The sequence below is a fragment of the Streptomyces sp. NPDC002888 genome (genome assembly GCF_042888465.1).
In the GTDB taxonomy this organism is placed as follows: domain Bacteria; phylum Actinomycetota; class Actinomycetes; order Streptomycetales; family Streptomycetaceae; genus Streptomyces.
The window spans coordinates 80,306-106,307 of the sequence record NZ_JBIAPU010000019.1; the positions used below are offsets into that span (position 1 = coordinate 80,306).

Sequence of the window (26,002 nt, forward strand, 5' to 3'; positions counted from 1 at the left end):
GTCACCGCCCGGCAGTTTCGAAGCTGTTGTACAGGTCAAGGGTGCTGCGGCCTTCCCGAAGCTGCTTCATCAGCTCGTTCTCGTGGGCCACGCGCGCGTCGGCGCGGTCGAGGATCCGCTCGGTGTCGGACGCCAAGAGCGCCACGACTCCGTCGACGTCGCCGACGACGAGGTCGCCGGTGTGGACCGTGACGCCACCGACCTTGACGGGTCGCCCGAGAACGCCGCGGAAGTCCTTGCGGGTGCCGAGGATGGAGTTGTTGCGGGAGAAGACCGGGAAGCCGAGCGCCTCTGTCTCCGCCGCGTCGCGGACGCCGCCGTCGATGAGCAGGCCCGCGATCCCGCGGTGCTGGGCGGCCACCGTGAGGATCTCACCCCAGTGGCCGAAGCGGGCGCCGCCGAGGTCGGCTACCAGGACCGACCCGGACGGGGCCTGCAGTACGGCGTGGTGCAGGGCGAGGTTGTCGCCGCCGGCGCCCTGCACGGTGAACGCCGGGCCGCACAGCCGGGCACCGGCCCACAGCGACCGGATCTCCGGGGACAGGGCCACGAGCAGTCCGGACGCCTCGGACAGGGTCGCACTGGAGTGGCCGCGGGCGAGGTCGTGCGTGCTCACGAGGGGTCCTTCCGGGTCTGGAGCGAGTGGTAGCCGTGCCGCGCACGCGCCTCGGCGAGTGTGGCGCCGTCGCGGACGGCCTCGATGATGGCCTCTTCCACGCGGTCGATACGGCGTGCGATGTCCGCGACCTCGTCCCAGCGGGCGACCGGGACGGCCACGGCGCCGTCGTCGTCGGCCACGAGGATGTCGCCGGGATGGATGAGGACGCCGTCGACGGTGACGGCCGTCTGCACCGCGGCCACCCGGACGCGGTCCTTGCCGGTGCGCATGAACCGGGAGACCGACCAGATCGGGTGGCCGGCGTCGGTCGCGATGGCGACGTCTCGGCAGGTGCCGTGGATGACGGTGCCCGCGATGCCGCGCGCGTGGGCGGTCCGGCTCATGATGCCGCCCCACACCGTGCAGTCGGTGCGTCCGGCGTTGTCGATCAGGATCACCGCGCCGGCGGGAACGTCGTCCAGGAAGTCGCCCACCGTGCCGCCGGCCTCGTCGACCGGTTCGTAGGTGACGGTGAAGACCGGTCCGACCGTCCGCTGGCCCCGGCGCAGCGCGCCGATGCCGTGGAGGGATCCGGGGAGCCCGAGTGAGTCGAGGGCGTCGGAGACCGACGCGGTGGACAGGTCGGTGACGAGGTTCGAGGTGACGGTGGGGTCGCTCATCGGACCGACTCCTTCTCTCCGGCGAGGCGGGCGTCGTGCATGGCCTGGGAGAGGGGCGCGCCCGCGCGCACCTCGTCCGCGATGGCGCGCTCCCGGGCGACGGTCGCGGTGGCGATCTCGGCCACTTCCTCGGCCCGGTCCCGCGGGACGACGACGAGACCGGTCTCGTCGGCGAGGACGACGTCGCCCGGCTCGACCGTGAGCCCGGCGACGCCGACCGGCTCACCGGTGGAGCGCTGCTGCAGCCTGCCACGCGCCGTGGCCGGGACCGCCCCCCGCGAGAACACCGGGAAGTCCAGCTCACGGGCCTCCGCCACGTCGCGGCACACACCGTCGGCGACGACGCCGCGCACACCACGAAGGGAAGCCCCCAGGCTCAGGATGCCGCCCCAGCACGACACGTCGGTGCGGCCCTGGTTGTCGACGACGATCACGCTCCGGTCGTCCGCGCTCTCGACGGCCGTGGTGGCGATGTGGGCTCCGGCCGGGCCTTCGGCGCGCGGTTCGAGCCCCACGGTGACGGCGAATCCCACCACTGCCGCGGGGCCCCACACCGGACGGATGCCACCGACTCCGGGAGGAAGCCCGAGCTGGTCGAGCGCGTCGCTGACCGCGGCGGAGTCGAGCGCCGCGAAGCGGTCCAGGAGAGGTGAGTTGCTCATGGCTTCCACTTCAACAGCCACCAGCTATATTTGGAAGGTCTGATTTCCTCTATCAGTAAGAGGCTGTGCGAATCATGGTCGAGGTCCGGCAGGCCCGCTATTTCGTCGCGGTCGCCGAAGAACTCCACTTCGGCCGCGCGGCGCAGCGGTTGCAGATGTCCCAGCCACCGCTGTCCCAGGCGATCAAGCAGCTTGAACAGCAGCTCGGCTGTCAACTGCTGCACCGTACCCAGCGGTCGGCCGCCCTCAGCCCCGCCGGAGCCGTGTTCCTGGACCACTGCCGCACCCTGATCCGGCAGGCCGAGGAAGCCGAAACCGCCGCCCGGCAGGCCGCCACCGGGCGCGGCGGACGGCTGCGCCTGGGCGCCGTCGCCTCGGCCTTCTCCTGGCCTTTGCCGCTCGTACTGGAGCGGTTCCACGAGGCCCTGCCGGACGTCGAGATCCGCACTCAGGAGATCGACACCCACGAGGCCGCGGCAGGGCTCCTCGACCGCTCGCTGGACTGGGCGATCGTGCGCCAGACCGCCCCCGTACGCGGCACTACGGCGACCTCGCTCTACGCCGACCGGTTCGTCGCCGCCCTGCCGGTCTCCCATCCAGCCGCCGAAGCCTCCGGCTCCCTGGACCTGGCGGACCTGGCGGGCGCTCCGTGGGTGTGGCTGCACCGCCATATCTCACCCGACTACCACGACGCCATGGCGGCCCTGTGCCGAGCAGCCGGCTTCAGCCCCGTCCCCAACCACTGGGCACGGTCGGTGACCTCACAGATCGCCATGGTCGAATGCGGCCTCGGCGTCACCGTCGTGCCCGCCACCGCGTCCGCGTCACACCCCGCCGTCCGGTTCAGACCACTCCGCCACGCGACGGCGACCATCGAACTCACCGCCATGACGAGATCCCACCCCGGCGCGTTGGCCGAACGCCTCACCGCCCTGGCGACACAACTGACCACAGCACAGGCACCGCCACCGCACAACTGACTGCGGACGGACCCTCGGGAGCACCCCTCCCGACAGCTCTGACGTCAACCTCAGCACCGGACTCCGCCCTCCGAGAATCGAGTCGAGGACAAGGATTCCAGCGGGCGTGAACAACGAGTCAATGCGCTGACACCCCGTCAGGATCAGCGTCAGATGAGCGTCGAAATGACTTCTCACCGTCCCCGGGAAGATCAGGCCGCGGATCCCTCATCCAACATGCCCATGCGCGGAACCGCAGGTCGAAGGCATTCGTCAGTCACCTGACAGGCTCCAGGTCATGCGCACCCGGAAACGGGTCGGTACGTACCGTCAAGGGCCGGGCACGCCAGAGAAGACGCAGGTCAGAGGCCCTTTGCCGCAGGCTCCAGGATCGCCACACACTCCACGTGATGCGTCATCGGAAAGATGTCCCGGCAGGATGAATCTCGTATAACACCAGGTCAGGGGCGTTTTCAGCTCCGCTGAAGGGCCCTTCGTGCGCACGGAGCGTCAAACGGGCGTCACGCCTTAGGGCTACGTCCTGGGGTCGGTCATTGCTGGGGATTTCAGGACCCCTGCCCGTACAGCCAGCCGCTTGGCCTCCACGGCCCAGTGGCCAGACCGCCCGATGAGCGAAGTGGTCAGCTGTCGGGTTTCTTCGAGCGCCACGGGGCGGCGGCCTGGGTGGGGCGAGCGCCGGCCTCGATCTGCAGGGCGTACACGGCGTTCGTCACGAGCTCGCGCGCGTATGCGGCGTCCAGTCGGCCAGGGCGGAAGAGGATGCGGTACATGATCGGCGCCACGACACGGTCGATCAGCAGTTCCGTCTCGGGCACCGGCTCCCCCCGCTGGACCGCACGGGCCAACACGGCGTCGATCTGATCTGCGGCATACGCCGAACACTGACCGGCATTGGTGCCGTCGGGGTCGCCGAGCAGGGCGTCCCGGATGTAGGCACGCCCGGGCGGCGAGGCCATCTCGTCGAGGAACTGTTCCGCCCACGCGTCGAGATCGGCCCGCAGGCTTCCGAGATCGGCCGGATTCGTTTCCGGGCGCAGTCGTTCGACGGCCACGTCGGACAGGAGTTCCTGCAGGTCGCCCCAACGACGGTAGATCGTGGAGGGGGTCACGCCCGCCCGAGTGGCCACCATCGGGACCGTGAGCGCGTCGCGGCCCACCTCCCCTACGAGTTCACGTACCGCCGCATGGACGGACTCCTGTACGCGTGCGCTGCGCCCGCCGGGGCGGACCATGGGCTTGGGACTCATGCGATCCACCTTAATGCGAATTTGTTGCTTCTAGGCGGTGGCCGGCGTCGGCGACCCACAGGGCTACGTATCCAAGCGCCCGAGCACGGCGGACCCCCCTGCGGCGACGCAACCGCATGCCGGCTGGATCGTCCCGCCTTCCCTCAGACAGCGAGGGGAGCAAGCCGCCCCGCGCCGGCCACCGACTCCTCGTAGACCCGGCCCACACGGAGCACCGTCGCGTCGCGGAAGGGGCGCGCCATCAGCTGCATACCGATCGGCAGTCCGGCGCGGTCGTGACCGACCGGCAGGGTGAGGGCCGGGACGCCGGTGATGTTGGCGGGGGCACAAAGGCGGACGTAGCTGTCCGACACGGCCTCGGTCGTGCCATCGGCCCACTCGACGGCTTCCTGCCCAGCCTCGGCGGCGGTCATCGGCACCGTCGGCGCGGCGAGGACGTCGATTCCGTCGAACATGCGAGCCCAGGCGTCTCGCATCATGGTGCGGGCCCGCTGGGCGCGGAGGTAGTCGCCCGCAGAGGTGAGTTCGCCGGCCTCCAGCAGGATGCGAACGTCCGCCGCGTACAGGTCGGGGGTGGCCCGCAGCGACCGCTCGTGGTACGCGGTGGCCTCGGGAACCATCAGCCCCCACTGAACGGCCTGGATGTAACGCGCCATCGGGATCTCGATGTCGACGAGCTCCGCCCCCAGCTCCGCCAGCCGCTCGATCGCGCCGCGTACGGACTCCTCGACGTCGGGCGTGACTCGGTCGAAGTAGTGGTTCCGCGGTACGCCGACCTTCAGTCCTCGCAGGTCACCTCCCGGGAAGCGGTCTGGCATGGGGCCGGACACGCTCGCCGGGTCGCGCGGGTCGTGGCCGGCGGTCGCCGACAGCACCAGCGCGACGTCCTGGACGGTGCGGGTGAGAGGGCCTACATGGTCCAGGGACCAGGACAGCGAGGTCACGCCTGTGCGTGGGACCAGGCCGTAGGTCGGCTTGAGGCCCACCACGCCGTTCAGGGCCGCGGGGACCCGGATGGAACCGCCCGTGTCCGTGCCCATGGCAAACGTCGCCCCGCCGGCGGCGACAGCTACCGCCGAGCCGCCGCTCGACCCACCCGCAACCCGGCTGTGGTCCCAGACGTTGTTCGTCTGCGGAGTGGTCAGGCCGTAGGCGAACTCGTGCGTGTGCGTCTTGCCCAGGAGGACGGCCCCGGCAGCGCCGAGCCGTTCGGCCACCCGGCTGTCGCGTTCCGCCACGTGCCCTGTCCGGACGTGCGAGCTCGCCGTGGTGGGTATCCCCTCTGCGTCGATCAGATCCTTGAGCGCCATGGGGATCCCGTGCAGCGGCCCGCGCGGTCCGCTTCCGGAGATCTCCCGTTCGGCGCGGACCGCTGCGGCCAGGGCCGCGTCGGCGGCGACGGTGACGTAGGCGCCCAGCCGTCCTTCGACGGCGGCAATTCGGGCGAGCACCGATTCGGTGAGTTCGACGGGGGACAGCTCCCGTGCGCGCACCGCACGGGAGGCTTCGATCAGCGACAGCTCAAACGGTTGCATCGGCGTTCCCCTGTCCGGCTCGGTAGGAGGACGCGGGAGGGGTCTCGCCGAAATCGAGCTCACGCAACGTGCTGATCACGGAGTGGATGTAGTTGGCCGTCATGGCCACTTCTTCATGTCGGCCGTCCCCGAGGGGGAGCCCCGCCCGCAGCGCCCCTCGGGCTGCCTCTTGGGGGGTGAGTTCGCTGGTCATGGCTTCCTTCCGAATCTGTGCGGCGCGACGGGCCGGGGCTGGTACAGGACCTCCGACCACCGTAAAAGCGAATCATTTGCTTTAGTCGATCGTAGGACCTACGGTGCCTTAAAGCAAACCAATCGCTTTTAGTACGGGAAGGACCCTCATGCAGAGCGTCCCCGCGGGCCTCGCGCCTCCCCGCACCTCCCCATCCGGACGCCTGCCGTTCGCATTGCACACCTCGATCCTGGTCGCGCTGCTCGCTGCATCCAGCGTGCCGACCCCGCTGTACCCCCACTACCAGGCTCAGTGGCAGTTGTCGGCCCTCGACATCACCGTGGTCTTCAGCACCTACGCTCTGGCGCTCCTGATCGCACTGCTGACGACCGGAACCCTTTCCGACCATGTCGGACGCCGCCCCGTGCTCCTGGGCGCGCTCACGGTCCAGGTCGCCTCCATGGCACTGTTCGCGACGGTCGGCGGCCTGACCACCCTGATCGGCGCCCGCGTGCTGCAGGGCATCGCGACTGGCGCGGCGACCAGCGCAGCAGGTGCGGCTCTCCTCGACCTGGAAGACCCCGCCCGGCCGGGTCGCCCCGCTCTGGCCAACAGCATCGCGCCGGTGACGGGCATGGCGGCCGGCGTCCTGGCAGCCACCCTCATGGTGCGCTTCGCCCCCGTTCCGACGATCACGGTGTACGCGGCCCTGATCGCCGTGTTCGCCGCGCAGGCCATCGCCCTTGTCTCGACGTCCGAGACCGTCCGCCGCCGTCCCGGAGCACTGCGCTCGACGCGGCCCCACCCGGCGCTGCCGTCGGCGGCCGCCCACGCTCTCCTGCTCAACGGCGCCGGCGTGGTCGCCGTCTGGGCACTCGGCGGCTTCTACTCGTCCCTGGGACCGGGCTTCACACGGCTCATTTCCCCCGACGGACCCGAGTACGCCGGCGGCATGGTCTTCTTCACGCTGACGGCCGTCGCCGCCCCGACGGTGTACTTCACGCGCAGGATGCGTGCCGACGTCTCCGCTCTTCTTGGGAGCTGCGCGGTGATTCCGGCGGCCGTCCTGACCCTGGGTGCCCTTTATCTCGCCGGCCCCGTACTTATCTTCGCTGGGGCGGCGCTGGCCGGGTTCGGCTTCGGAGCCGTCTCCCAGGGTGCGCTGCGCGCGGTCGTCGACTCGGTCCCGGCCCGGGAGAAGGGCGGCACGCTCGCCTCCTATTACGTACTCAGCTACCTGGCGATGAGTCTGCCCGCCATCGGCGCCGGCGCCCTCACCGCCTGCTTCGGACTGTGTGCGGCAGCACTGGCCTATGCCGGCTGCGTGGCCGTACTGGGGACCGTCGCAGTCGCGACGCTGACCGCGCCGCTGCGCAGTCGGCGCCGGACACCGTCCGCGGACGCCCACTCCCGCCCGGCAACGAGCAACTACACATCCGCCTCACCCGACACACCCGCTCCAGACATCTCCGTCCTCGCGCCCCATAACAGGTAAAGAAGGTCTTCGTGTTCACCTCATCGCAAACGACCAAGTCCACTACTCCCCCCGCCTCTTCCTGGACGGTGGGCAACCACACCGTACGACGCATCGACGAAGTGGTCCTGCCCTCCCAGACCGGTCCGTGGCTGCTGCCCGGGGCAACCACGGACCTCGTGAGCCGGACTCCCTGGCTGAGCCCCGAATTCGCCGACGAACAAGGCGTCCTGCGCCTGGCGAGTCACAGCTTCGCCGTCGAGGTGGACGGCATGCGGGTGCTGGTGGACACCGGCATCGGAAACGGGAAGCGGCGCTCCAACCCCGCCTGGCACAACCTGAACAGCGACTACGAAGCACGGCTACGGGCGGCGGGCTTCGCGCCGGAGAGCGTTGACGTCGTGGTCCTGACCCACCTCCACGCCGACCACGTGGGGTGGAACACGCGTGCCGAGGGCGACGCCTGGGTGCCCACCTTCCCGAACGCGCGCTATCTCACCTCACGCACCGAGTGGGACTACTGGGCGGGTGTCGACATGGAGGAGGCGCGTCGGCAGATGTTCCGGGACTCGGTCCATCCCGTCCGGGAAGCAGGTCTGTTCGACCTCATCGATGTCGCGGACGAGGGCACGGACGTCGCGCCGGGCATCCGTCTGCTGCCCACCCCCGGCCACACACCGGGGCAGGTAGCGGTGGAACTGAGCAGCCGTGGCGAGACCGCACTGGTCACAGGCGACAGCATCCACCACCCGGTCCAGATGGCGCATCCGGAGCTCTGCAGCTGTGTGGACGTCGCTCCCGAACTCGCGGCCAGGACCCGGAACCAGGTGCTCGGCTCACTGGCCGGTACGTCAACTCTCCTGCTGGGGAGCCACTTCCCGCCGCCGACCGCCGGACACGTGCGACGCGAGGACGGCAGGTACCGACTGGCCCCGGCTCCCGGGGTCACGCCCATCGGCGGCTGAAGCGGATCGGAGCACCCGTAACGGGCCGCGCACCGAGTCCGTGCGGGTGATGTCCTGGGCGCCCGTGACCGGACGGCCCGGGAGCGGCTATGAGACTTCTCCGGCATGCGCTCCGTCGCCACCGATGGCGGCCGGAGGAAGTTATGACCGATCACCGGCTTGCGCCCTTTGCGTAAGCCGGTGATCGGCTGTCCCTCGTGGGCGACAGTCACGCCGACGCGTCGCGAACGAGGGCAACCTGCCGGCCCCACTCGCCCCTCGCCGACCGAGCAACGCGACCCTGCTTCAGTCTCACGAATCGAGCGTCATTCGAGCGTCAAGAATGATGAATGCACATCGCCGACCTCATTCGTACGAACCCCGCCACACCCTGTAACCGCAGCTCAGGCGAGTTTGAACAAGCAGTGCGTCGGCCCGACCCGCTACACGGAGGGAAACAGGTCGAGCGACCCACCCGGAGCACAAAACCGCAGGTCAGACACCCTTGTCCGCAGGCTCCAAAATAGCCACGCACTCCACATGCGAGGTCATCGGAAAGGTGCCGGCCTGAGCGAGTGAGGGAAAAGACCAGGTCAGAGCCGCCTTCTCGGCTCATCGCGAGGCGTGCGGACGCCCAGAGCGTCAAACGAGCGTCACGACCGATTGCCCGTCCTGCCCACTCGGGCAGACCGAGCTGCTACAGGCAGCTCCCCAGCAGGCTCCGCCTCTCTCACGTCAGACACCGGCTCGCTCATCATGACCCGCGCCACTCCTCCGGCCGCCATAATGGACTCATGCCCTCCAGCTCACAGCACCCCGCACCCGCGCCGAGGGACCTCCGGGGCGCAGACGCCGAGGACCTCGCGCTCTACCGGGAGAAGTTCCGGCGTCGTCTGCCGGAGTCGCTGGATGAGTTGTCCGGCCCGGCCCAGGGGATCGTGGAGCTGCCGCTGCACATGGCCTGGTCGGGGATGACCTCGTACGACCTGACCAGGCCTCGCCAGCGCATGGGCCTGTACCGCACCGTCCTGCACGAGGGCCTGCGTGATGACCTGCCGCGGTACCTCAACCGGGACCTGCTCCTCCAGCTGTGGCCTGTGCTGCGCACCCTCGTCGGTCGCACCGTGCGCGCTGTATGGGAAGACGCCTTCCCCCAGCTCGCCTCCCGCATCCGGGCAGCCGCGTGACGGACATGTCGGAGCTGCACACGCGACTCATGACGGATGTGGTTGACGGCCGACCTGACCGGACCGAGCGCGGTCGACACTGCTCTGACAGACCATCAGAGCGAGCGTCATCCGAGCGTCAAGACGACCTGCCGCCGTGCTGGCCTGCACCGAACGAGGCGCAGCCGCCGTCCCCGTAGTGCTCGCAAAACAGCAGGTCAGTGACGCTCAGGCGCATCGGACGTGGTTCACGTCATGCATTCCGGGAAACAGATCGAGCGCACAGGTCACGCCTGAGGAATCTACAAGAACCCGCAGGTCAGAGCCCCTTCGCCGCTGGCTCCAGAATCGCCACGCACTCCACATGATGCGTCATCGGCATCATGTCAGGACGAGGTGAGGGACATGGCTCCCGGTCACCCGGAGCGGGCCCGCCCTCTCACCCTCGCCCGTCGACGACCCCGGATTCCCAGGCCCGAGCGGCGATCTCCACACGGTTGCGGGCGGAGAGCTTGATCTGGACGTTGGAGAGATGAGTCTTCACCGTGCCGACCGAGATGGTCAGTTCGGTGGCGATCTCGGCGTTGGTCAGCCCTCTGGCCACCAGGCGCACCAGGTCGTTCTCCCGCGTGGAGAGTGCGGTGTGCGGTTCCCGGGGGGCGGGCACGGCGCTGTTGAGGCGCCGCAACAGCCGGACGGTGATGGCCGGGCTCACCAGCGCCTCGCCGGAGGCGGCCGCCCTGATGGCCTCGACGAGGAGGGCGGGGCCCGAGTCCTTGATCAGGAATCCGGAGGCGCCTTCGCCCAGAGCGCGCTGGACGTACTCGTCGTCGTCGAACGTCGTCACCACGACGACCTTCGGCGGATTCACGGTGCCGGGGGGGTCAGTCTGCGCAGTGCCTCCAACCCGTCCATGCGAGGCATGCGGATGTCCATCAGCACCACGTTGGGCCGGTGGCGCTCGGCGAGTTCCACCGCGTGCACCCCGTCCGTGGCCTCCCCGACAACCTCGATGTCGTCCTCCGCGGCGAGGATCATCGCGAACCCGGCACGGACCATGGCCTGGTCGTCGGCGATCAGCACACGGATCGTCATGACGCCGCCACCTTCGCCGGGGAGGCGGCCGGGGACACGGGGAGCGTCGCCTCGACGCCCCAGCCGCCGGCCGTCACCGGGCCCGCCTGGACGTCTCCGCCGATCAGGCCCACCCGCTCGGCCAGGCCCTTCAGCCCGAAGCCGCTCTGGGAAACGTGGCGCGGCCGTCCGTCGTCGCTGACCCGCACGGTGAGCCGGTCTCCCGAGCGGTCCACACGCACCCGCACCTCGGTGCACCCGTGGGCGTGTTTGCGTACGTTGGTGAGGGCCTCCATCACCACCCGGTGCGCGGTGGTGGACACCTCGACCGGCAGGTCGTCGAAGGTCCCTTCCAGTTCGAGCCGGGCCCGGGCGCCACCGACGGCCGAGAACTCCTCGACGAGCGTACGCACTTCACCGATGCCCGCCAGCGGCGTCAGTGTCACTTCGCCGTCGGCGTCACGCAGCATCCCCACCATGTGCCGCATCGAGGTCAGTGCCTCCGAGCCCGCCTGTTCGATCCGCTGCAGCGCGGGCGGTACGAGTTCGGCCGCTGACTGCGGCAGGCGAGGCGCGGAAGCGGCACTTCCATAGGTGATGGGGATGATGCCGAGGGGCTCGGTGGTGGGCTGTTGCGAGCCGCCGGCGGGTTCGACCGTGATTCCCACGCCGACGGCCTCGGCAGGGGACCCTGTCATGACACGGGATTGGCTTTCCGCGGTGCCCGACAGAAGGCCCGCAGGCCGGAAGTCACCTGCTTCGGCGGCGTACCAGAGCTCATAGACCTTGCCCCCGGCCAGAGCGGGAAGGCCGTGGGCGGCGAATACCGCGCGTGCCTGGGCACTGGAGACGACAACTGCGGCGGTGCTTCCACCGGTCAGCTTCCCGGTGTGGACGGTGGCGTCGGGCGCGGTGAGGACATCGGTGATCGCGGCGTTTGCGGTGCGGGCCCGCTGCTCGGCCTGGGCAGTCCGGTTACGCGCGTCGTCGGCCTGACCGTGCTGCCAGACGGCGATTCCGCCGAGTGCGGCAGCCGCTGCCACGCTCGCGGCGAGTGCCAGGCGCAGCACCCGATGTCCGGATGTCCGCGGATGCCGACGTACTCCGTCCTGACGGGTGTGGGCGACGAACCGGAGGGTACGTGCGCGTGCTTGCGGCGTCACGGGGACGCTCTCCACCGCGGCGCCCAGACGTGCGGCGGTCTCCTGGAGTTCGGCGACCTCCCGGCGGCACTGGTCGCAGTCGGCGAGATGGTTCTCGAACACGGCTTCCTCAGCGGGCGGCAGGGCGTGCAGAACGTACGCGCCGACAGCCTGGTGGGGGTCCTCCTCGGTTGTCATGACCCGGCCTCCAAACAGTCCCGCAGTCGCCGTAGCCCCGCGCGCATCCGAGACTTCACCGTTCCTTCGGGGGCGGACAGCGCGTCGGCGACCTCGAGGTAGGTCAGGCCCTGGTAGTAGGCGAGCATCAGCGGCACTCGCTGCCGGCGGTCCAGCGAGGCGAGACAGCGGTAGAGGCGCCGCTGCTCGTCACGGTCCTGAACGGTCTCCGCCACCTCGTCGAAGGCCCGCTCCGGATCGAGGACGCCCGAACGCTGTTCGCGTTCCGCGCCGGCCTGGGCGGCACGCACCCGGTCCACCGCCCGTCGATGGGCGAGGGTGAGTACCCAGGCTTTCGCCGTTCCCCGCTCGCGGTCGTAGCGGCCCGCGGTGCGCCAGACCTCGATCATCACGTCCTGGGTCACCTCCTCCGCCTGCGCGGGGTCCCGCAGGACCCGACAGGCCAGTCCCATGACGGTGCCGGACAACGCGTCATAGATGCCGGTGAACGCGTCCTGGTCGCCGTCGGCCACGCGGACCAGAAGTTCCTCCACCCGGACGTTCGGCTCCAAGCCGTGCGGCACAGCCCTGCTCCCCTCGTGCCTGGTGCGGTGGCGGTACGGGCGTGCGCAGGGAAGAGACGGACATCAGGAAGCCCTTCATGTGTCCCCGGACGTGTCGTGCTCGGATCCCAGCTCAAGCAGGACGTGTACGGTCTTGCCGCCGAGAGCGGGGACCAGCCTGATCTGTCCGCCCAGCCCTTGGATGACCCCCATGCCGAAGCCTCCATGCTCGTCGCCGCCCGCGTGGCGGGAGAGATCGGGAAGCTCCTCGCTGTGGTCGGCGACCGCGATGTCCAGTTGGCCGTCGCGAACCGTGAGCGTCAGCGTGCAGGGATCGGACGTGTAGCGGACCGCGTTGGTCACCAGTTCGGATACGACGAGGACCGCCTCCGTCACGCGGTCGACCGGGTCGGTCGCCTTCAGCCATCGCTCACTGACGTGACGGGCGATGGAGGGGGCGCGCCGGTTGTGCGGCAGGGCGACGGCGTACTGCGCTGTCGTCGGCGGCGACGTGGTTATGGACATGAGCGCTCCTTGAACAGCTCGTCCGGGACGGTTTCCCTTCGCAGGGAATTCGTAGCCGCGGGGCATGCGGATGCCACAGCGCCGCCCACGAAAAGCCGCAGGTTCTCACCCGACCGGGCGAAGAGGGTATCCGTGCGCTCCATATGGATGGACTTCGGAGCTCCGCGGAATTTTCTGGCCTTCTCGTCATCTGTCCGGCCGCCGGCTTCGAATCCCTCGCGTCCGGCACAGTGAGACGAGGGCAGCAGTCACCTCGTCGAAGGTGCTCATCGCTGAACTTTCGAGGGAGATGTATCAATGATCGCATCCCTGCGAGTCCGCCGCCTGGCCGCTGGAGCCGCCGCGACGGGCCTGATGGCCGGAGGGGCCGCACTCGGCATGACCGGCGTGGCAACCGCGGCTCCCGCACCCGCGTCTGCCGCGACCGTGGTGACCAGTGACCATCACGGCAAGTGCCACTGGGAGAAGGGCCACTGGGAAAAGAAGTGGGTCAAGGGGCACTGGGAGAAGAAGCCGGTCCATCACAAGACCTGGCACAACGGCCACTGGGAGCACCACCACTCCTTCAAGTGGGTCCACGTTCCCGGCCACTGGGAGCACCACTGGGTCAAGGGGCACTGGGAGTGCCACCATCGCTGACCGCGAGCTCCTGTGAATGAGGGCCGGAATTCCGCACGGTCCGGCCCTCATCTTCGGAAATCACGCGTGGTTCTTCACACGCTCCAAGAATGCGGGAATTCCCTGCGCTCGGGTTCTCGGCTCTCCTGCCGAAAGGGTCAGGGGAGCCGAGGCGCGAGGAGGGAATTTCGAACAGCATGGAGAGGGGACCATGGCCCTCTCCAATGCTTCGAATGCGATGGCCCAACGGCGCCCCACTCCTGAGGCACCGTTCCGCCCGGGTCGCAAGCTGGGCGGCATCGCCCTGCCTTGACACGTACGACGTGCAGCGGTCGCACCAGGGCTGCAGGAGCGTGCGGTCGTGGCCGAGTCGATCTTCTGGTTTTCCGTCCGGCGGAGACGGGGAGTTATTGCAGTCAAGATTTTATTGCGAGCTTCATGCAATAAGACTGGTCTGCTGACAGTGCAGAAGGGGTGGGGATGGGGTATCGCATCGCGCTCGGCGTCGAGTCGGCCTGCGACGAGGCCGGTGCGGGAGTCGTCCGGGACGGGCGGCGGTTCGGCCATGGCTTGGCGTCGAGACCGGACGCCGTGGCCGACACACTGGCCCGCAAGGCGGTGGCGGCGGCCTGATGAGCATTCGAATCTTCAAGGGCGCCGAGCTGCTCGCTCACTCCCCCGCCCTGCGCTCCGTCTACGGCGACGCCTTCTGCGCCCCGCCCTGGAACGAGGACGAGGAGAAGGCGGTCGAGTTCGCCGGGCGGCTCCCGCTGAACGTGCGGCGTCCGGGCTTCACCGCCGCACTCGCCTTCACCGGCCCGGAGGTCATCGGCTTCGCCACCGCCTGGACCACCCTCGCCCCCTTCCCCACCGACCGCTGCTACCCCCAGGCCGCCGCCGGCCTCGGCGCCGATCGCACCGCGGACTGGTTGTGCGGAGCCCGCGAGATCGACGAGCTCGCCGTCCGCTCCTCCGCCCGCGGGACCGGCCTCGCCGCCGAACTCCTCGAAGCGGTCACCGAAGACGCCCCCGAGGGCCGTTCCTGGCTGCTGACCTCGCTTCGGGCACCCCGGGCCATGGCCTTCTACCGCCGTCAGGGCTGGACCCAGGCCACCCGCCCCTCCCTCGACGGCAAGGGCATCGTCGTCTTCCTGAGTCCCCGCCATCCGGCCCGGTCCCTGGCCGCCCTCGCCCTGTGACGGGATCGAGCTGCCGAGCTTCCTCCCGGGCACCGTGCCGTCTGCCGGGCGGCTCCCGCGTCGACTACACCTGGGAGGCGGCGAGCAACTGCAACGCCCTTTCCTTCAGTTGCGGACTGGCGTCCGCGGCGTTGCCGGAGTCGAAGGGAGGTTGGGGGTCGTATTCGACGGCGAGCTGGATCGCCTTGGCCGTGTCGTCGTCCGCGATCAGGGACGCGAGGTACAGGGCCATGTCCAGTCCTGCCGACACGCCGGCCGCGGTGATGATCTTTCCGGAGCGGACGTAGCGCTGCGGCAGGTAGGTCACGTCGAACGTGGACCGGAGGTACTCGGCAGAGGCCCAGTAGGTCGTCGCCTGCCGTCCGTCCAGCAGCCCGGCCGCGGCGAGGACGATGCTGCCGGTGCATACGGAGGTCGTCCATTGGGTGTGCCGGTGGATCTGCCGGATCCAGCGCAGGAGCGCCTCGTTGTTCATCGCCCCGACCGTGCCCCGGTCGCCGGCGCCCGGCACCACCAGGACGTCGAGACGGTCGACCTCGGCGATGGACCGCTCGGCGACCACGGCCACGTCGCCCGTGTCCGTGCGGACCGCACCGCGCTTCTCGGCGATCATCGTGACGGTCGCGTCCGGCAGCCGTGAGAGGACCTCGGCCGGGCCGGTGGGGTCCAGCAGGCTGTAGCCGTCGTAGAGCAGGATGCCGATGTTCGGCCCGGCGCCCTGCGGGACGGCGTGCGCCGCTCCGGTCGTGGCCGCGGCCGTGACCGCGAGCGCGGCGGTGGCCGCAGTCCCACGAAGTACGTTTCTGCGCGTCGTCGAATGCCTCATGCCCCGGGAGTCTTCTGTTTCGGCGCGACGCGCGCGCGTGGCATGTCCGGCATCCTGCGAATCCTGTCCCCCGTGACCCCGTAGTGGTCCAGGAACGCCTGCCGCAGCGTCTCCGCCGACCCGAACCCGCAGCGACGGGCGATCGCCGCCATGGACAGTCCACTGGACCGCACCAGATGCGCCGCCGCTTCGGCGCGGACCACTCGCACGGCCCGGGCCGGCGTCGTACCGAGGTGCGCGGTGAACAGGCGGGCCAGGTGCCTCGGGCTGACCCCCGCCCGGACCGCCAGGGCCGCAGGCGTGAGGTCCTCGGCCAGATGACCGGCGATATGCCCCATCAGGCCCCGCACCAGCCGGTCCTCGGGCGGAGGAGCGGCCAGGAACATCGAGATCTGGGCCTGGTCGGCCGGCCGGTGCAGATGGGTGACGAGTTCCCGGGCGACGGCACGGGCCAGCGTCGGCCCGTGGTCGTCCTCGATCAGGGCGAGCGTCAGGTCGAGCGCGCTGGTGACCCCGGCCGAGGTGTAGACGTCGCCGTCGCGTATGTAGAGGGGGCCCGCGTCCACGGCCACGGCGGGATGGCGCTCGGCGAGCCGTTCCCCCCACCCCCAGTGGGTCGTCACCCGTCTGTGGTCCAGCAGTCCGGCGGCGGCGAGTACGTAGGCACCGGTGCAGACGGAGGCCACGCGTCGGCTGAGTCCGGCGAGCCGACGGACCTGGCCGAGTAATCGCTCGTCCGCCGCCGCGTCCTCGCAGCCGATGCCGCCCACGACGATCAGCGTGTCCAGGCGGCCTGCCACCGCCTCCAGCCCCTGCCCCGCTCCCATCAGGATCCCCGCCGAGCTGCGGGCTGCCCGACGGCCCAGGGTCCCGAGTTCAATGGAGTAGGGCGGCTGCGCACCGTATCGGTTGGCGATGTCCAACGCGCCGCTGGGACAGGCGATGTCGAGGATCTGCGCGTCGTCGTAGGCAACGATGAGAACGCGCCGCTTGGTGTCCATGCCCCTGATACCAGCACATCCCGCACCATCGCCTGTTCACGGATCCCGGCCATGGCGGCCGAGGGGCGACACGTTGGTGCGTTGCCGTCCCCTGCGCGATCCGAATCCCGTATCCATCCGGGTCGGTCACGCCGTGGAGGGCACGGGTGACCGCCACGGAAGTGGGAGGGCGTCAGCGGACAGGGAGCGGCAGGACGCGCCGGTAGGCGGTGACGGCGACGGCCGCGACCACCACGTGCATCGCCATCAGCGCGACGACGGCCAGCGGACCACTGCCGGGCGTGTCGCCGCCGAGCAGGGCCAGGTTGGTTTCGTAGGTCGGGCACGAACGACACGACCGTGAGCGCGGGCACCAGCCACCGCAGCAGCCCCGCGGGGTTCTTGGCTACGCGACGGACGACCGCCCAGCCGGCGGCGCCGAGGACGACGCCGAACACGGTCAGCGGCGCGTACGCGGATTGGTGCAGCGGATCGAAGTCGTCCGACGCGCCCGCCGCGTGGCCGAGCAACGCGACGAGCGCGTTGCCGAGGACGGCCACGACAGCCGCCGCGACAAGCCCCGCAACCACGGTCAGGGCGCGGGAGCGCGGCGCGGACGGGGCGGACGACACGGCGTCGGGGACGGAACCGCGACGCCGGGAGGACCCGGCCGACGGACGCGGACAGCTGGCCGCGCTCACCGACGAGGGACTGGAGTTGCTGGCCGGCGCCGCCCCGGGCCATGTGGCCGCCGTCCGCCGCGTGGTGTTCGACGCACTCAGCCCCGAACAGGTGGAGCAGCTCGCCGGCATCACCGCCGCGATGGTCTCCGCCCTCAAGCAGGCCGACGAGGAGGACGCCTACCCGTCGGCCCTGCCGTGGCACCGGCGCTGACGCCACAGCCCCGGCGTCCGAGGGGGCTCCTCCTCGCGCGCACCAGGTGGAAGCAGGCGCCGCCGCGCCCCTTCGAAAGGGGCGCGGCGGCGGGCGTGGCGGAGCGGCTCAGAGCTCTGTCAGTGTGACGGCCTGCTCGTGGACCGCGTGGAACAGGGGCAGCGTGAGGCCGCCCACGGGGCGGAGTTCCACCGCCGAGGCCTCGACCTGGGCCTTGCCGGGCTTCACGGTGCCAGGTGCGGGGCGGCTCGAATTCTGCCAGCGGTGCGTGGCCCCGTCGCACACGGCGTGGCTGCCGCCGATGCCGTATCTGACGTTCGAGGAGTTCTGTGACACTGAGGAGCTGATGAGCACGGGGCCGATGCTGCCGAGGCAGCGGTAGGTGCCGGAGAGGGTGACGGTGCCGTCCGCGGCGATGGTGCCGGTCCGGTCGACGGTCACGGTCTCGGAGGGGGCCGCGGTCGCGGCAGGAGCGGGGACGGCGAGCAGGAGCACTGCGGCACCGGCGGCCGCGGCGAGAGCGGGGCGCAGGGCGAGGGCGGGGCGCAGGGACATGGGAGACCTCCTGGAATGGGGGCTTCCACTGGTACCGGGTGCAGGCGCCGATAAGTGTGATCGTCACTCTTTCGGTGGCGAGTCCGCCACGGGCGTCGTGGAACCGTCCTGGAGTTGTCCAGGTGTTGTCACGCTTGGCGCCCGGCCGTTCCGGGGGCTTCGCGACGGGAGGATGGTCTGTTCACAGGGATGGGCCACAGGGATACGGACTCCTACGGCCGTCCCCTCGACGTGGAGGTGCGCCATGTTTTCCCACCAGCCCTCGTGCCCCTCGGCCGACGCCCACGCCCCGCACGTCGTCGCCGGCCACCCCGAGCAGGGGTGGAGCCTGCTGTGCGACGGCACCATCACCTTCGACGACACCGGTGAGCTGCTGCCCGACGGCCGCGTCGTCGCACCGCACCGGACGCCGGTCGAGCAGCTGGCCGCCGCGGCCTGAGCCGAGGTCCGCTCAGTCCCCCAGCACCGCGAATCCGTCGAGTTCGACGAGGGCCTGCTCGTCCCACAGGCGTACGATCCCGACGACCGCCATCGCCGGGTAGTCCCGGCCCGCCAATCTCCGCCAGACGCCGCCGAGTTGCGGGGCGTGCGCGCGGTATGCGGCGACGTCCGTGGTGTAGACGGTGACCCGGGCGAGGTCGGACGCGGTGCCGCCGGCCGCCGTCAGCGCGGTCAGCAGGTTGGCCAGCGCCCGCTCGAACTGCTCCGGCAGGGTCTCCCCCACCACCTTGCCGTCCGCGTCGAGCGCGGTCTGGCCCGCCAGGAAGACCAGGCGGGAGCCGCTCGCCACCACCGCGTGCGAGAAGCCGGTGGGCGGCGACAACTCCGGCGGGTTGACCCGCTCGGCGGTCACAGCCCGGCCTCCAGGCTCGCGTACAGCTCCTTCGCGATGATGCCGCGCTGCACCTCGCTCGCCCCCTCGTAGATGCGTGGTGCCCGCACCTCCCGGTAGAGGTGTTCCAGGACGTGGCCTCGTTGCAGGGCCCGGGCGCCGTGGAGTTGGACGGCGGTGTCGACGACGTACTGGGCGGTCTCGGTGGCGAGGAGTTTCGCCATCGCGGAGCGTCGGGGGACGTCCGGGTCGCCCGTGTCGTACGCCGTCGCCGCCGCGTACACCATCAGCCGCGCCGCCTCCGTCCGCACCGCCATCTCGGCGACCTGGTGGGCGACCGTCTGGAGGTCCCGCAACTTGCCCTCGAAGGCGTCGCGTCGGGCGGTGTGGGCGAGGGTCGCGTCCAGTGCCGCCTGTGCCATGCCGACGGCGAAGGCGCCGACGCTGGGCCGGAAGCGGTTGAGGGTGCTCATGGCGACCCGGAAACCGCGGTCGACCTCGCCCAGCACGTCGTCCGCCGTGACCGGGACGGCGTCGAAGTCGAGGGCGCCGATCGGGTGCGGGGAGAGCATGTCGAGGCCGGTTCCGGTGAGGCCGGGGCGGCCGGCGGGGACCAGGAAGGCGGTGACGCCCCGGGCGCCTGCGCCGGGGGAGGTGCGCGCGAAGACGGTGTAGAAGTCGGCCTCGGGGGCGTTGGAGATCCAGCACTTCTCACCGCTCAGCCGCCAGCGGCGGGACCCGTCGGGTTCGGCGACGGGGGCGGTGGGCCCTGCCCCCTCGCTGTCCGCTGCCCACGACTTCGCGCTGCCCACCGCCCGCGCCGCCCCCGCGCTGTCCACCACCCCGGAGCCCTCCGCACGGCCGTCCGCCGGGTGGGCCCGCAGGCGCAGTGCTGCCGCGTCCGATCCGGCCCCCGGCTCGCTCAGTGCGAACGCGGCCACGGCCGTGCCGTCGTGGACGTGGGGCAGCCAGCGGTCCCGCTGGGCCGGGGTGCCGTGGGCGTGGACGGGGTGGGCGCCGAGGCCCTGGAGGGCGAGGGCGGTCTCCGCCTCGGTGCAGGCGTAGGCGAGGGACTCCCGCATCAGGCAGAGGTCGACGGCGCCGGAGGTGAACAGGCGGGACAGCAGGCCGAGTCGGCCCAGTTCGGCGACGAGCGGGCGGTTGACGCGGCCGGGTTCACCCTTCTCCGCGAGCGGACGCAGCCGTTCGGCCGCCAGCGTGCGCAGCTGTGCGCCCCAGGCGATCCGTTCCGGTTCGAGCGAGAATGCGGGCATCGCCGGTCCTCTCTCCCGCGGCCCAACGGCCACTCCCCGTGACGACGGTTCGTTCACCTACGGGGCACTCCGTGCCGGTGTCGAGACCGGCGCGCCCCTTCGGCTCACTCCCGGACGATATCGCGCCCCGTTGACTGCCGTCACCAACGCGATACGCTCCTTGCGCGAGCCCACCACCACACAGGGGGCGAACCGCCATGAACGTCTCGGCCCACGTCGACACCTTCGCGCGCGACCACCTCCCGCCACCCGAGCAGTGGCCCGAGCTGCGCTTCGACCTGCCGGAGTTGCGCTACCCCGAACGGCTCAACTGCGCCGCCGAACTCCTCGACCACCACACCGACCCGGACCGTGTGGCCTTCCGCACCGCCGCCACGACCTGGACGTACGGCGAGCTCCGCGCCCACGTCGACCGGCTCGCGCACCTCCTCACCGGGGACCTGGGCATCGTCCCCGGCAACCGGGTGCTGCTGCGCGGCCCCACCTCCCCCTGGCTGGCCGCCTGCTGGCTGGCGGTGCTGAAGGCGGGCGCGGTCGCCGTCACCGTACTGGCCCAGCAGCGGCCGCAGGAGCTGACGACGATGTGCGAGATCGCGCACGTGCGGCACGCGCTGTGCGACATCCGGGCCGTCGACGACCTCGCCAAGGCGGAGATCCCGGGCCTGCGGATCACGACGTACGGCGGTGACGCCCCGGACGACCTGCTGAGCCGTCCGGCGCCCGAGACGCCGTACCGGGCCGTGGACACCGCCGCCGACGACGTGGCGCTGATCGCGTTCACCTCGGGGACCACCGGGCGTCCGAAGGGGTGCATGCACTTCCACCGGGACGTGCTGGCGATCGCCGACACCTTCTCGCGGCACGTCCTGCGACCGCGCCCCGACGACGTGTTCGCGGGCAGTCCCCCGCTCGGCTTCACCTTCGGCCTCGGCGGTCTTGTCGTCTTCCCGCTGCGGGTCGGCGCCAGTGCGCTGCTGCTCGAAGAGGCGGGCCCGCGGCAGCTGTTGCCCGCGATCGCCGCGCACCGCGTCTCCGTCCTGTTCACGGCCCCGACCGCCTACCGGGCCATGCTCGACGGGCTCGACTCGCACGACCTGTCGTCGCTGCGCCGCTGTGTCTCCGCGGGCGAGAACCTGCCCGCCGCCACCTGGCGGGCCTGGCAGGAGCGCACCGGGCTGCGGATCATCAACGGCATCGGGGCCACCGAACTGCTGCACATCTTCATCTCCGCCGCCGACGAGCACATCAGACCCGGCACGACCGGGGTGCCCGTGCCGGGGTGGCACGCGCGCGTGGTCGACGAGGAGGGGCGGGAGATGCCGGACGGCGAGCCGGGGCTGCTCGCCGTCCGCGGGCCGGTCGGCTGCCGCTATCTCGCCGACCCCCGGCAGGGGGAGTACGTGCGCGGCGGCTGGAACATCACCGGTGACACCTACGTCCGTGAGGGCGACGGTTACTTCCGCCACGTCGCCCGCGCCGACGACATGATCATCTCCGCCGGGTACAACATCGCCGGACCCGAGGTCGAGGAGGCGCTGCTGCGCCATCCGGACGTGGTCGAGGCGGCGGTGGTCGGGCGGCCCGACGAGGCGCGCGGTCACGTGGTGGTGGCGTTCGCCGTCCTGAGGGAGGGCGCGGCCCGGGACGCGGAAGCGCTGCGGGCCTTCGTCAAGGGCGAGCTGGCGCCGTACAAGTGTCCGCGCGAGGTCGTCTTCCTGGACGCGCTGCCGCGCACGGCGACCGGGAAGCTCCAGCGGTTCCGTCTGCGGACCGGAGGTGACCAGCAGTGATGTCGAAGACCTAAGATGATCAACGTGTCCGACCAGCATGCTCCACGGTCTCTGATCGTCACGCTCTACGGCGCGTACGGCCGCTTCATGCCCGGCCCGGTGCCCGTCGCCGAGCTGATCCGGCTGCTCGCGGCGGTCGGCGTGGACGCGCCCTCCGTACGTTCGTCGGTGTCCCGGCTGAAGCGGCGCGGCCTGCTGCTGCCGGCCCGTACCGCGCAGGGCGCGGCCGGGTACGAACTGTCTCAGGAGGCCCGGCAGATGCTCGACGACGGGGACCGGCGCATCTACGCCACGGCCCCGTCGGAGGACGAGGGCTGGGTCCTCGCGGTGTTCTCGGTGCCGGAGTCGGAGCGGCAGAAGCGGCACGTGCTGCGCTCCCGCCTGGCCGGACTCGGCTTCGGCACGGCGGCGCCCGGCGTGTGGATCGCCCCGGCCCGCCTGCACGAGGAGACCCGGCACACCCTCCAGCGGCTGCGCCTGGACCCGTACGTCGACCTGTTCCGCGGCGAGCACCTCGGCTTCGCGCCGACCGTCGAGTCCGTCGCCCGCTGGTGGGACCTGGCCGCGATCGCCAAGGAGCACGAGGCGTTCCTCGACCGCCACGCGCGCGTGCTGCACGCCTGGGAGCGGCGGCCGGACACCCCGCCGGAGGAGGCGTACCACGACTACCTCCTCGCCCTGGACTCCTGGCGCCACCTGCCCTACGCCGACCCCGGCCTGCCCGCCCGGCTGCTCCCCGCGAACTGGCCGGGCGTGCGTTCGGCGGCGGTGTTCCTGGGGCTGCACGAGCGGCTCAGGGACGCGGGCGCGGTGTTCGTGGAAGGGTGATCGGACGGGCTCGGTGGGGCCATCAACTCCTCAGTTCCAACCGGGGCTTGGGAGCGTCCGTCCGCCCCGCCTGCGGTCGCCTGCTGCCCGCCCGGTACGGCGCCGGCCAGCCCACGCCCGGGCCCTCGTAGCCCTGCTCGGCGGCCGCGTGCAGGGTCCAGTGCGGGTCGTAGAGGTGGGGTCGGGCCAGCGCGCACAGGTCCGTACGCCCGGCGAGGATCAGCGAGTTGACGTCGTCCCAGGAGGAGATCGCGCCGACCGCGATCACCGGGATGCCCACCTCGTGCCGGATGCGGTCGGCGAACGGCGTCTGGTACGACCGCCCGAACCCCGGTCGTTCCTCGGCCACCACCTGCCCGGTCGACACGTCGATCGCGTCGGCGCCGTGCGCGGCGAAGGCGCGGGCGATCTCGACGGCCTCGTCGGCCGTGGTGCCGCCCTCGGCCCAGTCGGTGGCGGAGACGCGCACCGTCAGCGGCCGCTCCTCGGGCCACACCGTACGCACGGAGTCGAAGACCTCCAGCGGGAACCGCAGCCGCTTCTCCAGCGAGCCACCGTAGGCGTCGGTGCGCAGGTTGGTCAGTGGGGAGAGGAAGCCGGACAGTAAGTAGCCGTGGGCGCAGTGCAGTTCGAGCAGGTCGAAGCCGGCCCGTGCGGCCCGCCACGCGGCGGATGTGAACTGCTCGCGGATGTCGGTGAGTTGGGCCCGGGAGAGTTGGCGCGGCGTCTGACTGCCCGGCTTGTACGGCAGCGGGGAGGCGGCCACCAACGGCCAGTTGCCCTCGGGAAGCGGCTCGTCGATGCCCTCCCACATCAGCCTCGTCGAGCCCTTGCGGCCGGAGTGACCGAGCTGCACGCCGATCGCGGTGCCCGGCGCCTGGGCGTGCACGAAGCGGATGATGCGCCGCCACGCCTCGGCCTGACGGCCGGTGTAGAGGCCGGTGCAGCCGGGGGTGATGCGGCCCTGCTCGCTCACGCACACCATCTCGGTCATCACCAGACCGGCGCCGCCGAGCGCCCGGGCACCCAGGTGGACGAGGTGGAAGTCGCCGGGGACGCCGTCGGTGGCGGAGTACATGTCCATCGGCGAGACGACGACCCGGTTGCGCAGGGTCAGGCCGCGCAGCCGGAACGGGGTGAACATCGGGGGCGTGCCGGGCGGACAGCCGAACGCGCGCTCCACGGCGGTGGTGAAGTGGGCGTCGCGCAGCCGGAGGTTGTCGTGGGTGACGCGGCGGCTGCGGGTGAGCAGGTTGAAGGCGAACTGGCGGGGCGGCTGGCGCAGGTACAGGCCCACGTTCTCGAACCACTCCAGGCTGGCGCGAGCCGCGCGCTGGGTGGAGGCGACGACCGGCCTGCGCTCCTCCTCGTACGCCGTCAACGCCTCGGCCAGGGTGGGCTGTTCCTCCAGGCAGGCCGCCAGCGCGAGGGCGTCCTCGACGGCGAGCTTGGTGCCGGAGCCGATGGAGAAGTGGGCGGTGTGGGCGGCGTCGCCGAGGAGGACGACGTTGTCGTGCGACCAGTGCTCGTTGACGACCGTGCGGAAGGTGGTCCAGGCGGAGTTGTTGGACTTCAGGGGGCGGCCGCCGAGGGCGTCGGTGAAGATCTTGGCGCAGCGCTCGACCGACTCGCGCTCGTCCATGCCGTCGAAGCCGGCCGCCCGCCACACCTCCTCGCGCATCTCGACGATCACGGTGGAGGCGTCGGCCGCGTACGGGTAGCCGTGCAGTTGCATCACGCCGTGCTCGGTCTCGGCGATCTCGAAGCGGAAGGCGTCGAAGGCGAAGTCGGCGGCGAGCCAGATGTAGCGGCAACGGTGGGTGGTCACGTGGGGCCGGAAGGCGCCGGCAAACGCCTCGCGGGTGGCGCTGTGCACCCCGTCGGCGGCGATGACCAGGTCGTACGTCTCCGCCAGCCACGCCGGGTAGGGCGCTTCCGTGGAGAAGCGCAGCTCGACGCCGAGGGAGCGGCAGCGGGCGTGGAGGATCTCCAGGAGGCGTTGCCTGCCGAGGGCGGCGAAGCGGTGTCCTCCGGAGGTGTGGCGGGTGTTTCGGTGGGTGATGTGGATGTCGTCCCAGCGGATGAAGTCGGCCTTCAGTGCCTCGTAGACGACGGGGTCGGCGTGTTCGATGCCGCCCAGGGTCTCGTCGGAGAGGACGACTCCGAAGCCGAAGGTTGTGTCGGGGGCGTTGCGTTCCCAGACGGTTATCTCGCGGGTGGGGTCGAGGCGTTTGAGGAGGGCGGCGGTGTAGAGGCCTCCGGGGCCACCGCCGATGATTGCTGTGCGGTGGGGGTGGGTGATCTTGCCTTGCGGCTGCGGGTTGTTTGTGGTTGATCGCGCCCCGCGGCGGAGCCGCATATCGACACTGCCCCGCGCCCCTGAGGTTGGCATCCTCAACGCCCCTTCCACTTCGGGGGACGCTTTTCCTTGAACGCCGCGTGGAACTCCGCGTAGTCCTCGCCGTTCATCAGGAGTGCCTGCGTGGCGGCGTCCATTTCGACCGCTGCCGCCAGGGGCATGTCCAGCTCGGCCGTGAGCAGGGCCTTCGTCTGGGCGTAGGCGAGGGCGGGGCCCTCGGCCAGGCGGTGGGCCAGGGCCTGGGCGGCGTCGTCCGCCGCGCCCTCCTCCGTCAGTTCGCTGATCAGGCCGATGCGCTCCGCCTCGGGTGCCCGCACCGGCTCGCCCAGCATGAGCAGGCGGGTGGCGTGGCCGAGGCCGACGACCCGGGGCAGCAGATAGGCGGCGCCCATGTCGCCGCCGGAGAGGCCGACGCGGGTGAAGAGGAAGGCGAAGCGGGCGGTGGGGTCGGCGACGCGGAAGTCGGCGGCCAGGGCGAGGACGGCTCCCGCCCCGGCCGCGACCCCGTGCACGGCCGCGATCACCGGGAACGGGCATTCCCGTACGGCCCGCACGACCTGCCCGGTCATCCGGTTGAAGTCGAGGAGCTGGGCGGTGTCCAGGGACAGGGTGGCGCCGATGATCTCGTCGACGTCGCCGCCGGAGCAGAAGCCGCGCCCCTCGCCGGCCAGCACCAGGGCCCGTACCGACCGCTCGCGGGACAGCTCGGCGAGCAGGTCACGCAGGTCGGCGTAGGCGCCGAAGGTGAGCGCGTTGAGCTTGTCGGGGCGGGCCAGGGTGACGGTGGCGACGCCGTCGGCGCGCTCGACGCGCAGATGGTGCCAGTCGGAGGTGTGGGGGGCGGAGCCGACGAAGGGACTCATGATGTGCGGCCTCCTCGGACGGTGGCGCGGGCACTGCCTCACGGA

Annotated in this window: 26 protein-coding genes and 2 pseudogenes; 10 read left to right on the plus strand and 18 right to left on the minus strand. The window is 71.0% G+C overall.

The window, feature by feature from the left end; all coding sequences use genetic code 11:
• Position 1 precedes the first annotated feature (1 nt).
• The 3 genes from ACFYWX_RS28860 to ACFYWX_RS28870 are packed head-to-tail and all read right to left on the minus strand — an operon-like array spanning position 2 to position 1,940.
• Positions 2-616, minus strand: coding sequence for an RraA family protein (locus ACFYWX_RS28860; protein WP_389427037.1), 615 nt, complete (start codon positions 614-616; stop codon positions 2-4).
• Positions 613-1,278: an RraA family protein gene (locus ACFYWX_RS28865; protein ID WP_389427038.1), complete on the minus strand. Its 666-nt coding sequence runs from the start codon at positions 1,276-1,278 to the stop codon at positions 613-615. Before ACFYWX_RS28865 ends, ACFYWX_RS28860 begins: the two co-directional genes overlap by 4 nt.
• Complete coding sequence (locus tag ACFYWX_RS28870; RefSeq protein WP_389427039.1) at positions 1,275-1,940, minus strand: RraA family protein; 666 nt, start codon at positions 1,938-1,940, stop codon at positions 1,275-1,277. Before ACFYWX_RS28870 ends, ACFYWX_RS28865 begins: the two co-directional genes overlap by 4 nt.
• Positions 1,941-2,014: 74 nt before the next feature.
• On the opposite strand from ACFYWX_RS28870, the gene ACFYWX_RS28875 reads away from it, so the two are divergent.
• The gene (locus tag ACFYWX_RS28875; RefSeq protein WP_389427040.1) at positions 2,015-2,920 is read left to right on the plus strand and encodes a LysR substrate-binding domain-containing protein; all 906 of its coding nucleotides are present in this window, start codon (positions 2,015-2,017) and stop codon (positions 2,918-2,920) included.
• Positions 2,921-3,540: 620 nt separating this feature from the next.
• Here ACFYWX_RS28875 and ACFYWX_RS28880 read toward each other — a convergent pair.
• The 3 genes from ACFYWX_RS28880 to ACFYWX_RS28890 all read right to left on the minus strand — a co-directional run bounded on the left by ACFYWX_RS28880 (position 3,541) and on the right by ACFYWX_RS28890 (position 5,895).
• Positions 3,541-4,167 carry a TetR/AcrR family transcriptional regulator gene (locus ACFYWX_RS28880; RefSeq protein ID WP_389427041.1) on the minus strand — a complete coding sequence of 209 codons (627 nt, stop codon included), beginning with the start codon at positions 4,165-4,167 and terminating at the stop codon, positions 3,541-3,543.
• A 143-nt stretch (positions 4,168-4,310) separates the two neighbouring features.
• Positions 4,311-5,702, minus strand: coding sequence for an amidase (locus ACFYWX_RS28885; RefSeq protein ID WP_389427042.1), 1,392 nt, complete (start codon positions 5,700-5,702; stop codon positions 4,311-4,313).
• On the minus strand, positions 5,689-5,895 hold the full coding sequence (locus tag ACFYWX_RS28890; RefSeq protein WP_031089454.1) for a hypothetical protein: 207 nt from the start codon (positions 5,893-5,895) through the stop codon (positions 5,689-5,691). Before ACFYWX_RS28890 ends, ACFYWX_RS28885 begins: the two co-directional genes overlap by 14 nt.
• A gap of 148 nt (positions 5,896-6,043) precedes the next feature.
• Between ACFYWX_RS28890 and ACFYWX_RS28895 the strand changes: the two genes are divergently transcribed.
• The 3 genes from ACFYWX_RS28895 (at position 6,044) to ACFYWX_RS28905 (ending at position 9,479) form a co-directional block, all read left to right on the plus strand.
• Entirely contained in the window at positions 6,044-7,369 is a 1,326-nt protein-coding gene (locus tag ACFYWX_RS28895; RefSeq protein ID WP_389427043.1) for an MFS transporter, read from the plus strand.
• Positions 7,370-7,380: 11 nt separating this feature from the next.
• Positions 7,381-8,313 carry an MBL fold metallo-hydrolase gene (locus tag ACFYWX_RS28900; protein WP_389427044.1) on the plus strand — a complete coding sequence of 311 codons (933 nt, stop codon included), beginning with the start codon at positions 7,381-7,383 and terminating at the stop codon, positions 8,311-8,313.
• A gap of 773 nt (positions 8,314-9,086) precedes the next feature.
• Positions 9,087-9,479: a hypothetical protein gene (locus ACFYWX_RS28905; RefSeq protein ID WP_389427045.1), complete on the plus strand. Its 393-nt coding sequence runs from the start codon at positions 9,087-9,089 to the stop codon at positions 9,477-9,479.
• A 418-nt stretch (positions 9,480-9,897) separates the two neighbouring features.
• On the opposite strand, the pseudogene ACFYWX_RS28910 reads toward ACFYWX_RS28905, so the two are convergent.
• The 4 genes and pseudogenes from ACFYWX_RS28910 to ACFYWX_RS28925 form a co-directional block, all read right to left on the minus strand.
• Positions 9,898-10,553 (minus strand): annotated as a pseudogene (locus ACFYWX_RS28910) (response regulator).
• Positions 10,550-11,872, minus strand: coding sequence for an anti-sigma factor domain-containing protein (locus ACFYWX_RS28915; RefSeq protein WP_389427046.1), 1,323 nt, complete (start codon positions 11,870-11,872; stop codon positions 10,550-10,552). Before ACFYWX_RS28915 ends, ACFYWX_RS28910 begins: the two are co-directional and overlap by 4 nt.
• Positions 11,869-12,435, minus strand: a complete 567-nt coding sequence (gene sigK / locus ACFYWX_RS28920) for an ECF RNA polymerase sigma factor SigK (RefSeq protein WP_389427047.1) — start codon at positions 12,433-12,435, stop codon at positions 11,869-11,871. Before sigK ends, ACFYWX_RS28915 begins: the two co-directional genes overlap by 4 nt.
• A gap of 75 nt (positions 12,436-12,510) precedes the next feature.
• Positions 12,511-12,939 carry an ATP-binding protein gene (locus ACFYWX_RS28925; RefSeq protein ID WP_389427048.1) on the minus strand — a complete coding sequence of 143 codons (429 nt, stop codon included), beginning with the start codon at positions 12,937-12,939 and terminating at the stop codon, positions 12,511-12,513.
• Positions 12,940-13,236: 297 nt separating this feature from the next.
• Between ACFYWX_RS28925 and ACFYWX_RS28930 the strand changes: the two genes are divergently transcribed.
• The 3 genes from ACFYWX_RS28930 to ACFYWX_RS28940 all read left to right on the plus strand — a co-directional run bounded on the left by ACFYWX_RS28930 (position 13,237) and on the right by ACFYWX_RS28940 (position 14,756).
• Entirely contained in the window at positions 13,237-13,578 is a 342-nt protein-coding gene (locus tag ACFYWX_RS28930) for a hypothetical protein (protein ID WP_389427049.1), read from the plus strand.
• Between the two features lie 459 nt (positions 13,579-14,037).
• The gene (locus ACFYWX_RS28935; RefSeq protein ID WP_389427050.1) at positions 14,038-14,190 is read left to right on the plus strand and encodes a hypothetical protein; all 153 of its coding nucleotides are present in this window, start codon (positions 14,038-14,040) and stop codon (positions 14,188-14,190) included.
• Positions 14,190-14,756 (plus strand): GNAT family N-acetyltransferase, encoded by a 567-nt coding sequence (locus ACFYWX_RS28940; RefSeq protein ID WP_389427051.1) that lies wholly within the window; start codon positions 14,190-14,192, stop codon positions 14,754-14,756. The genes ACFYWX_RS28935 and ACFYWX_RS28940 overlap by 1 nt, the downstream gene beginning before the upstream one ends.
• A gap of 64 nt (positions 14,757-14,820) precedes the next feature.
• On the opposite strand, the gene ACFYWX_RS28945 is transcribed toward ACFYWX_RS28940, so the two are convergent.
• The 4 genes and pseudogenes from ACFYWX_RS28945 to ACFYWX_RS28960 form a co-directional block, all read right to left on the minus strand.
• Entirely contained in the window at positions 14,821-15,582 is a 762-nt protein-coding gene (locus ACFYWX_RS28945) for a DJ-1/PfpI family protein (protein ID WP_389427052.1), read from the minus strand.
• Positions 15,579-16,583 (minus strand): GlxA family transcriptional regulator, encoded by a 1,005-nt coding sequence (locus tag ACFYWX_RS28950; protein ID WP_389427053.1) that lies wholly within the window; start codon positions 16,581-16,583, stop codon positions 15,579-15,581. The genes ACFYWX_RS28945 and ACFYWX_RS28950 overlap by 4 nt, the downstream gene beginning before the upstream one ends.
• A gap of 374 nt (positions 16,584-16,957) precedes the next feature.
• Positions 16,958-17,374 (minus strand): annotated as a pseudogene (locus ACFYWX_RS28955) (hypothetical protein); the annotation flags it as partial.
• Positions 17,375-17,564: 190 nt separating this feature from the next.
• The gene (locus ACFYWX_RS28960; RefSeq protein WP_389427054.1) at positions 17,565-18,011 is read right to left on the minus strand and encodes a DUF6299 family protein; all 447 of its coding nucleotides are present in this window, start codon (positions 18,009-18,011) and stop codon (positions 17,565-17,567) included.
• A gap of 244 nt (positions 18,012-18,255) precedes the next feature.
• Here ACFYWX_RS28960 and ACFYWX_RS28965 point away from each other — a divergent pair, with 244 nt between their 5' ends.
• Positions 18,256-18,450, plus strand: coding sequence for a DUF5999 family protein (locus ACFYWX_RS28965; protein ID WP_389427055.1), 195 nt, complete (start codon positions 18,256-18,258; stop codon positions 18,448-18,450).
• Positions 18,451-18,462: 12 nt separating this feature from the next.
• On the opposite strand, the gene ACFYWX_RS28970 is transcribed toward ACFYWX_RS28965, so the two are convergent.
• Together ACFYWX_RS28970 and ACFYWX_RS28975 are read right to left on the minus strand one after the other, a co-directional pair.
• Positions 18,463-18,864: a RidA family protein gene (locus ACFYWX_RS28970; RefSeq protein ID WP_389427056.1), complete on the minus strand. Its 402-nt coding sequence runs from the start codon at positions 18,862-18,864 to the stop codon at positions 18,463-18,465.
• Complete coding sequence (locus ACFYWX_RS28975; protein WP_389427057.1) at positions 18,861-20,117, minus strand: acyl-CoA dehydrogenase family protein; 1,257 nt, start codon at positions 20,115-20,117, stop codon at positions 18,861-18,863. The genes ACFYWX_RS28970 and ACFYWX_RS28975 overlap by 4 nt, the downstream gene beginning before the upstream one ends.
• A 134-nt stretch (positions 20,118-20,251) precedes the next feature.
• On the opposite strand from ACFYWX_RS28975, the gene ACFYWX_RS28980 reads away from it, so the two are divergent.
• Together ACFYWX_RS28980 and ACFYWX_RS28985 are read left to right on the plus strand one after the other, a co-directional pair.
• On the plus strand, positions 20,252-21,907 hold the full coding sequence (locus tag ACFYWX_RS28980) for an AMP-binding protein (protein WP_389427167.1): 1,656 nt from the start codon (positions 20,252-20,254) through the stop codon (positions 21,905-21,907).
• Between the two features lie 15 nt (positions 21,908-21,922).
• A complete protein-coding gene (locus ACFYWX_RS28985) occupies positions 21,923-22,735 on the plus strand; it encodes a PaaX family transcriptional regulator C-terminal domain-containing protein (RefSeq protein ID WP_389427058.1) in 813 nt (270 codons plus the stop codon).
• Positions 22,736-22,757: 22 nt separating this feature from the next.
• On the opposite strand, the gene ACFYWX_RS28990 is transcribed toward ACFYWX_RS28985, so the two are convergent.
• On the minus strand, positions 22,758-25,094 hold the full coding sequence (locus tag ACFYWX_RS28990; RefSeq protein WP_389427059.1) for a bifunctional salicylyl-CoA 5-hydroxylase/oxidoreductase: 2,337 nt from the start codon (positions 25,092-25,094) through the stop codon (positions 22,758-22,760).
• A gap of 35 nt (positions 25,095-25,129) precedes the next feature.
• Positions 25,130-25,957 (minus strand): enoyl-CoA hydratase family protein, encoded by an 828-nt coding sequence (locus ACFYWX_RS28995; protein WP_389427060.1) that lies wholly within the window; start codon positions 25,955-25,957, stop codon positions 25,130-25,132.
• Between the last annotated feature and the right edge of the window lie 45 nt (positions 25,958-26,002).

What these genes read in the sequence shown, in the direction of transcription:
- ACFYWX_RS28865 (WP_389427038.1), bottom strand. Translation starts at nt 1,278, where the DNA reads ATGAGCGACCCCACCGTCACCTCGAACCTCGTCACCGACCTGTCCACC.
- ACFYWX_RS28870 (WP_389427039.1), bottom strand. Translation starts at nt 1,940, where the DNA reads ATGAGCAACTCACCTCTCCTGGACCGCTTCGCGGCGCTCGACTCCGCC.
- ACFYWX_RS28875 (WP_389427040.1), top strand. Translation starts at nt 2,015, where the DNA reads ATGGTCGAGGTCCGGCAGGCCCGCTATTTCGTCGCGGTCGCCGAAGAA.
- ACFYWX_RS28880 (WP_389427041.1), bottom strand. Translation starts at nt 4,167, where the DNA reads ATGAGTCCCAAGCCCATGGTCCGCCCCGGCGGGCGCAGCGCACGCGTA.
- ACFYWX_RS28885 (WP_389427042.1), bottom strand. Translation starts at nt 5,702, where the DNA reads ATGCAACCGTTTGAGCTGTCGCTGATCGAAGCCTCCCGTGCGGTGCGC.
- ACFYWX_RS28890 (WP_031089454.1), bottom strand. Translation starts at nt 5,895, where the DNA reads ATGACCAGCGAACTCACCCCCCAAGAGGCAGCCCGAGGGGCGCTGCGG.
- ACFYWX_RS28895 (WP_389427043.1), top strand. Translation starts at nt 6,044, where the DNA reads ATGCAGAGCGTCCCCGCGGGCCTCGCGCCTCCCCGCACCTCCCCATCC.
- ACFYWX_RS28905 (WP_389427045.1), top strand. Translation starts at nt 9,087, where the DNA reads ATGCCCTCCAGCTCACAGCACCCCGCACCCGCGCCGAGGGACCTCCGG.
- ACFYWX_RS28915 (WP_389427046.1), bottom strand. Translation starts at nt 11,872, where the DNA reads ATGACAACCGAGGAGGACCCCCACCAGGCTGTCGGCGCGTACGTTCTG.
- ACFYWX_RS28925 (WP_389427048.1), bottom strand. Translation starts at nt 12,939, where the DNA reads ATGTCCATAACCACGTCGCCGCCGACGACAGCGCAGTACGCCGTCGCC.
- ACFYWX_RS28930 (WP_389427049.1), top strand. Translation starts at nt 13,237, where the DNA reads ATGATCGCATCCCTGCGAGTCCGCCGCCTGGCCGCTGGAGCCGCCGCG.
- ACFYWX_RS28935 (WP_389427050.1), top strand. Translation starts at nt 14,038, where the DNA reads ATGGGGTATCGCATCGCGCTCGGCGTCGAGTCGGCCTGCGACGAGGCC.
- ACFYWX_RS28940 (WP_389427051.1), top strand. Translation starts at nt 14,190, where the DNA reads ATGAGCATTCGAATCTTCAAGGGCGCCGAGCTGCTCGCTCACTCCCCC.
- ACFYWX_RS28945 (WP_389427052.1), bottom strand. Translation starts at nt 15,582, where the DNA reads ATGAGGCATTCGACGACGCGCAGAAACGTACTTCGTGGGACTGCGGCC.
- ACFYWX_RS28950 (WP_389427053.1), bottom strand. Translation starts at nt 16,583, where the DNA reads ATGGACACCAAGCGGCGCGTTCTCATCGTTGCCTACGACGACGCGCAG.
- ACFYWX_RS28960 (WP_389427054.1), bottom strand. Translation starts at nt 18,011, where the DNA reads ATGTCCCTGCGCCCCGCCCTCGCCCTGCGCCCCGCTCTCGCCGCGGCC.
- ACFYWX_RS28965 (WP_389427055.1), top strand. Translation starts at nt 18,256, where the DNA reads ATGTTTTCCCACCAGCCCTCGTGCCCCTCGGCCGACGCCCACGCCCCG.
- ACFYWX_RS28975 (WP_389427057.1), bottom strand. Translation starts at nt 20,117, where the DNA reads ATGCCCGCATTCTCGCTCGAACCGGAACGGATCGCCTGGGGCGCACAG.
- ACFYWX_RS28985 (WP_389427058.1), top strand. Translation starts at nt 21,923, where the DNA reads ATGATCAACGTGTCCGACCAGCATGCTCCACGGTCTCTGATCGTCACG.
- ACFYWX_RS28990 (WP_389427059.1), bottom strand. Translation starts at nt 25,094, where the DNA reads ATGCGGCTCCGCCGCGGGGCGCGATCAACCACAAACAACCCGCAGCCG.
- ACFYWX_RS28995 (WP_389427060.1), bottom strand. Translation starts at nt 25,957, where the DNA reads ATGAGTCCCTTCGTCGGCTCCGCCCCCCACACCTCCGACTGGCACCAT.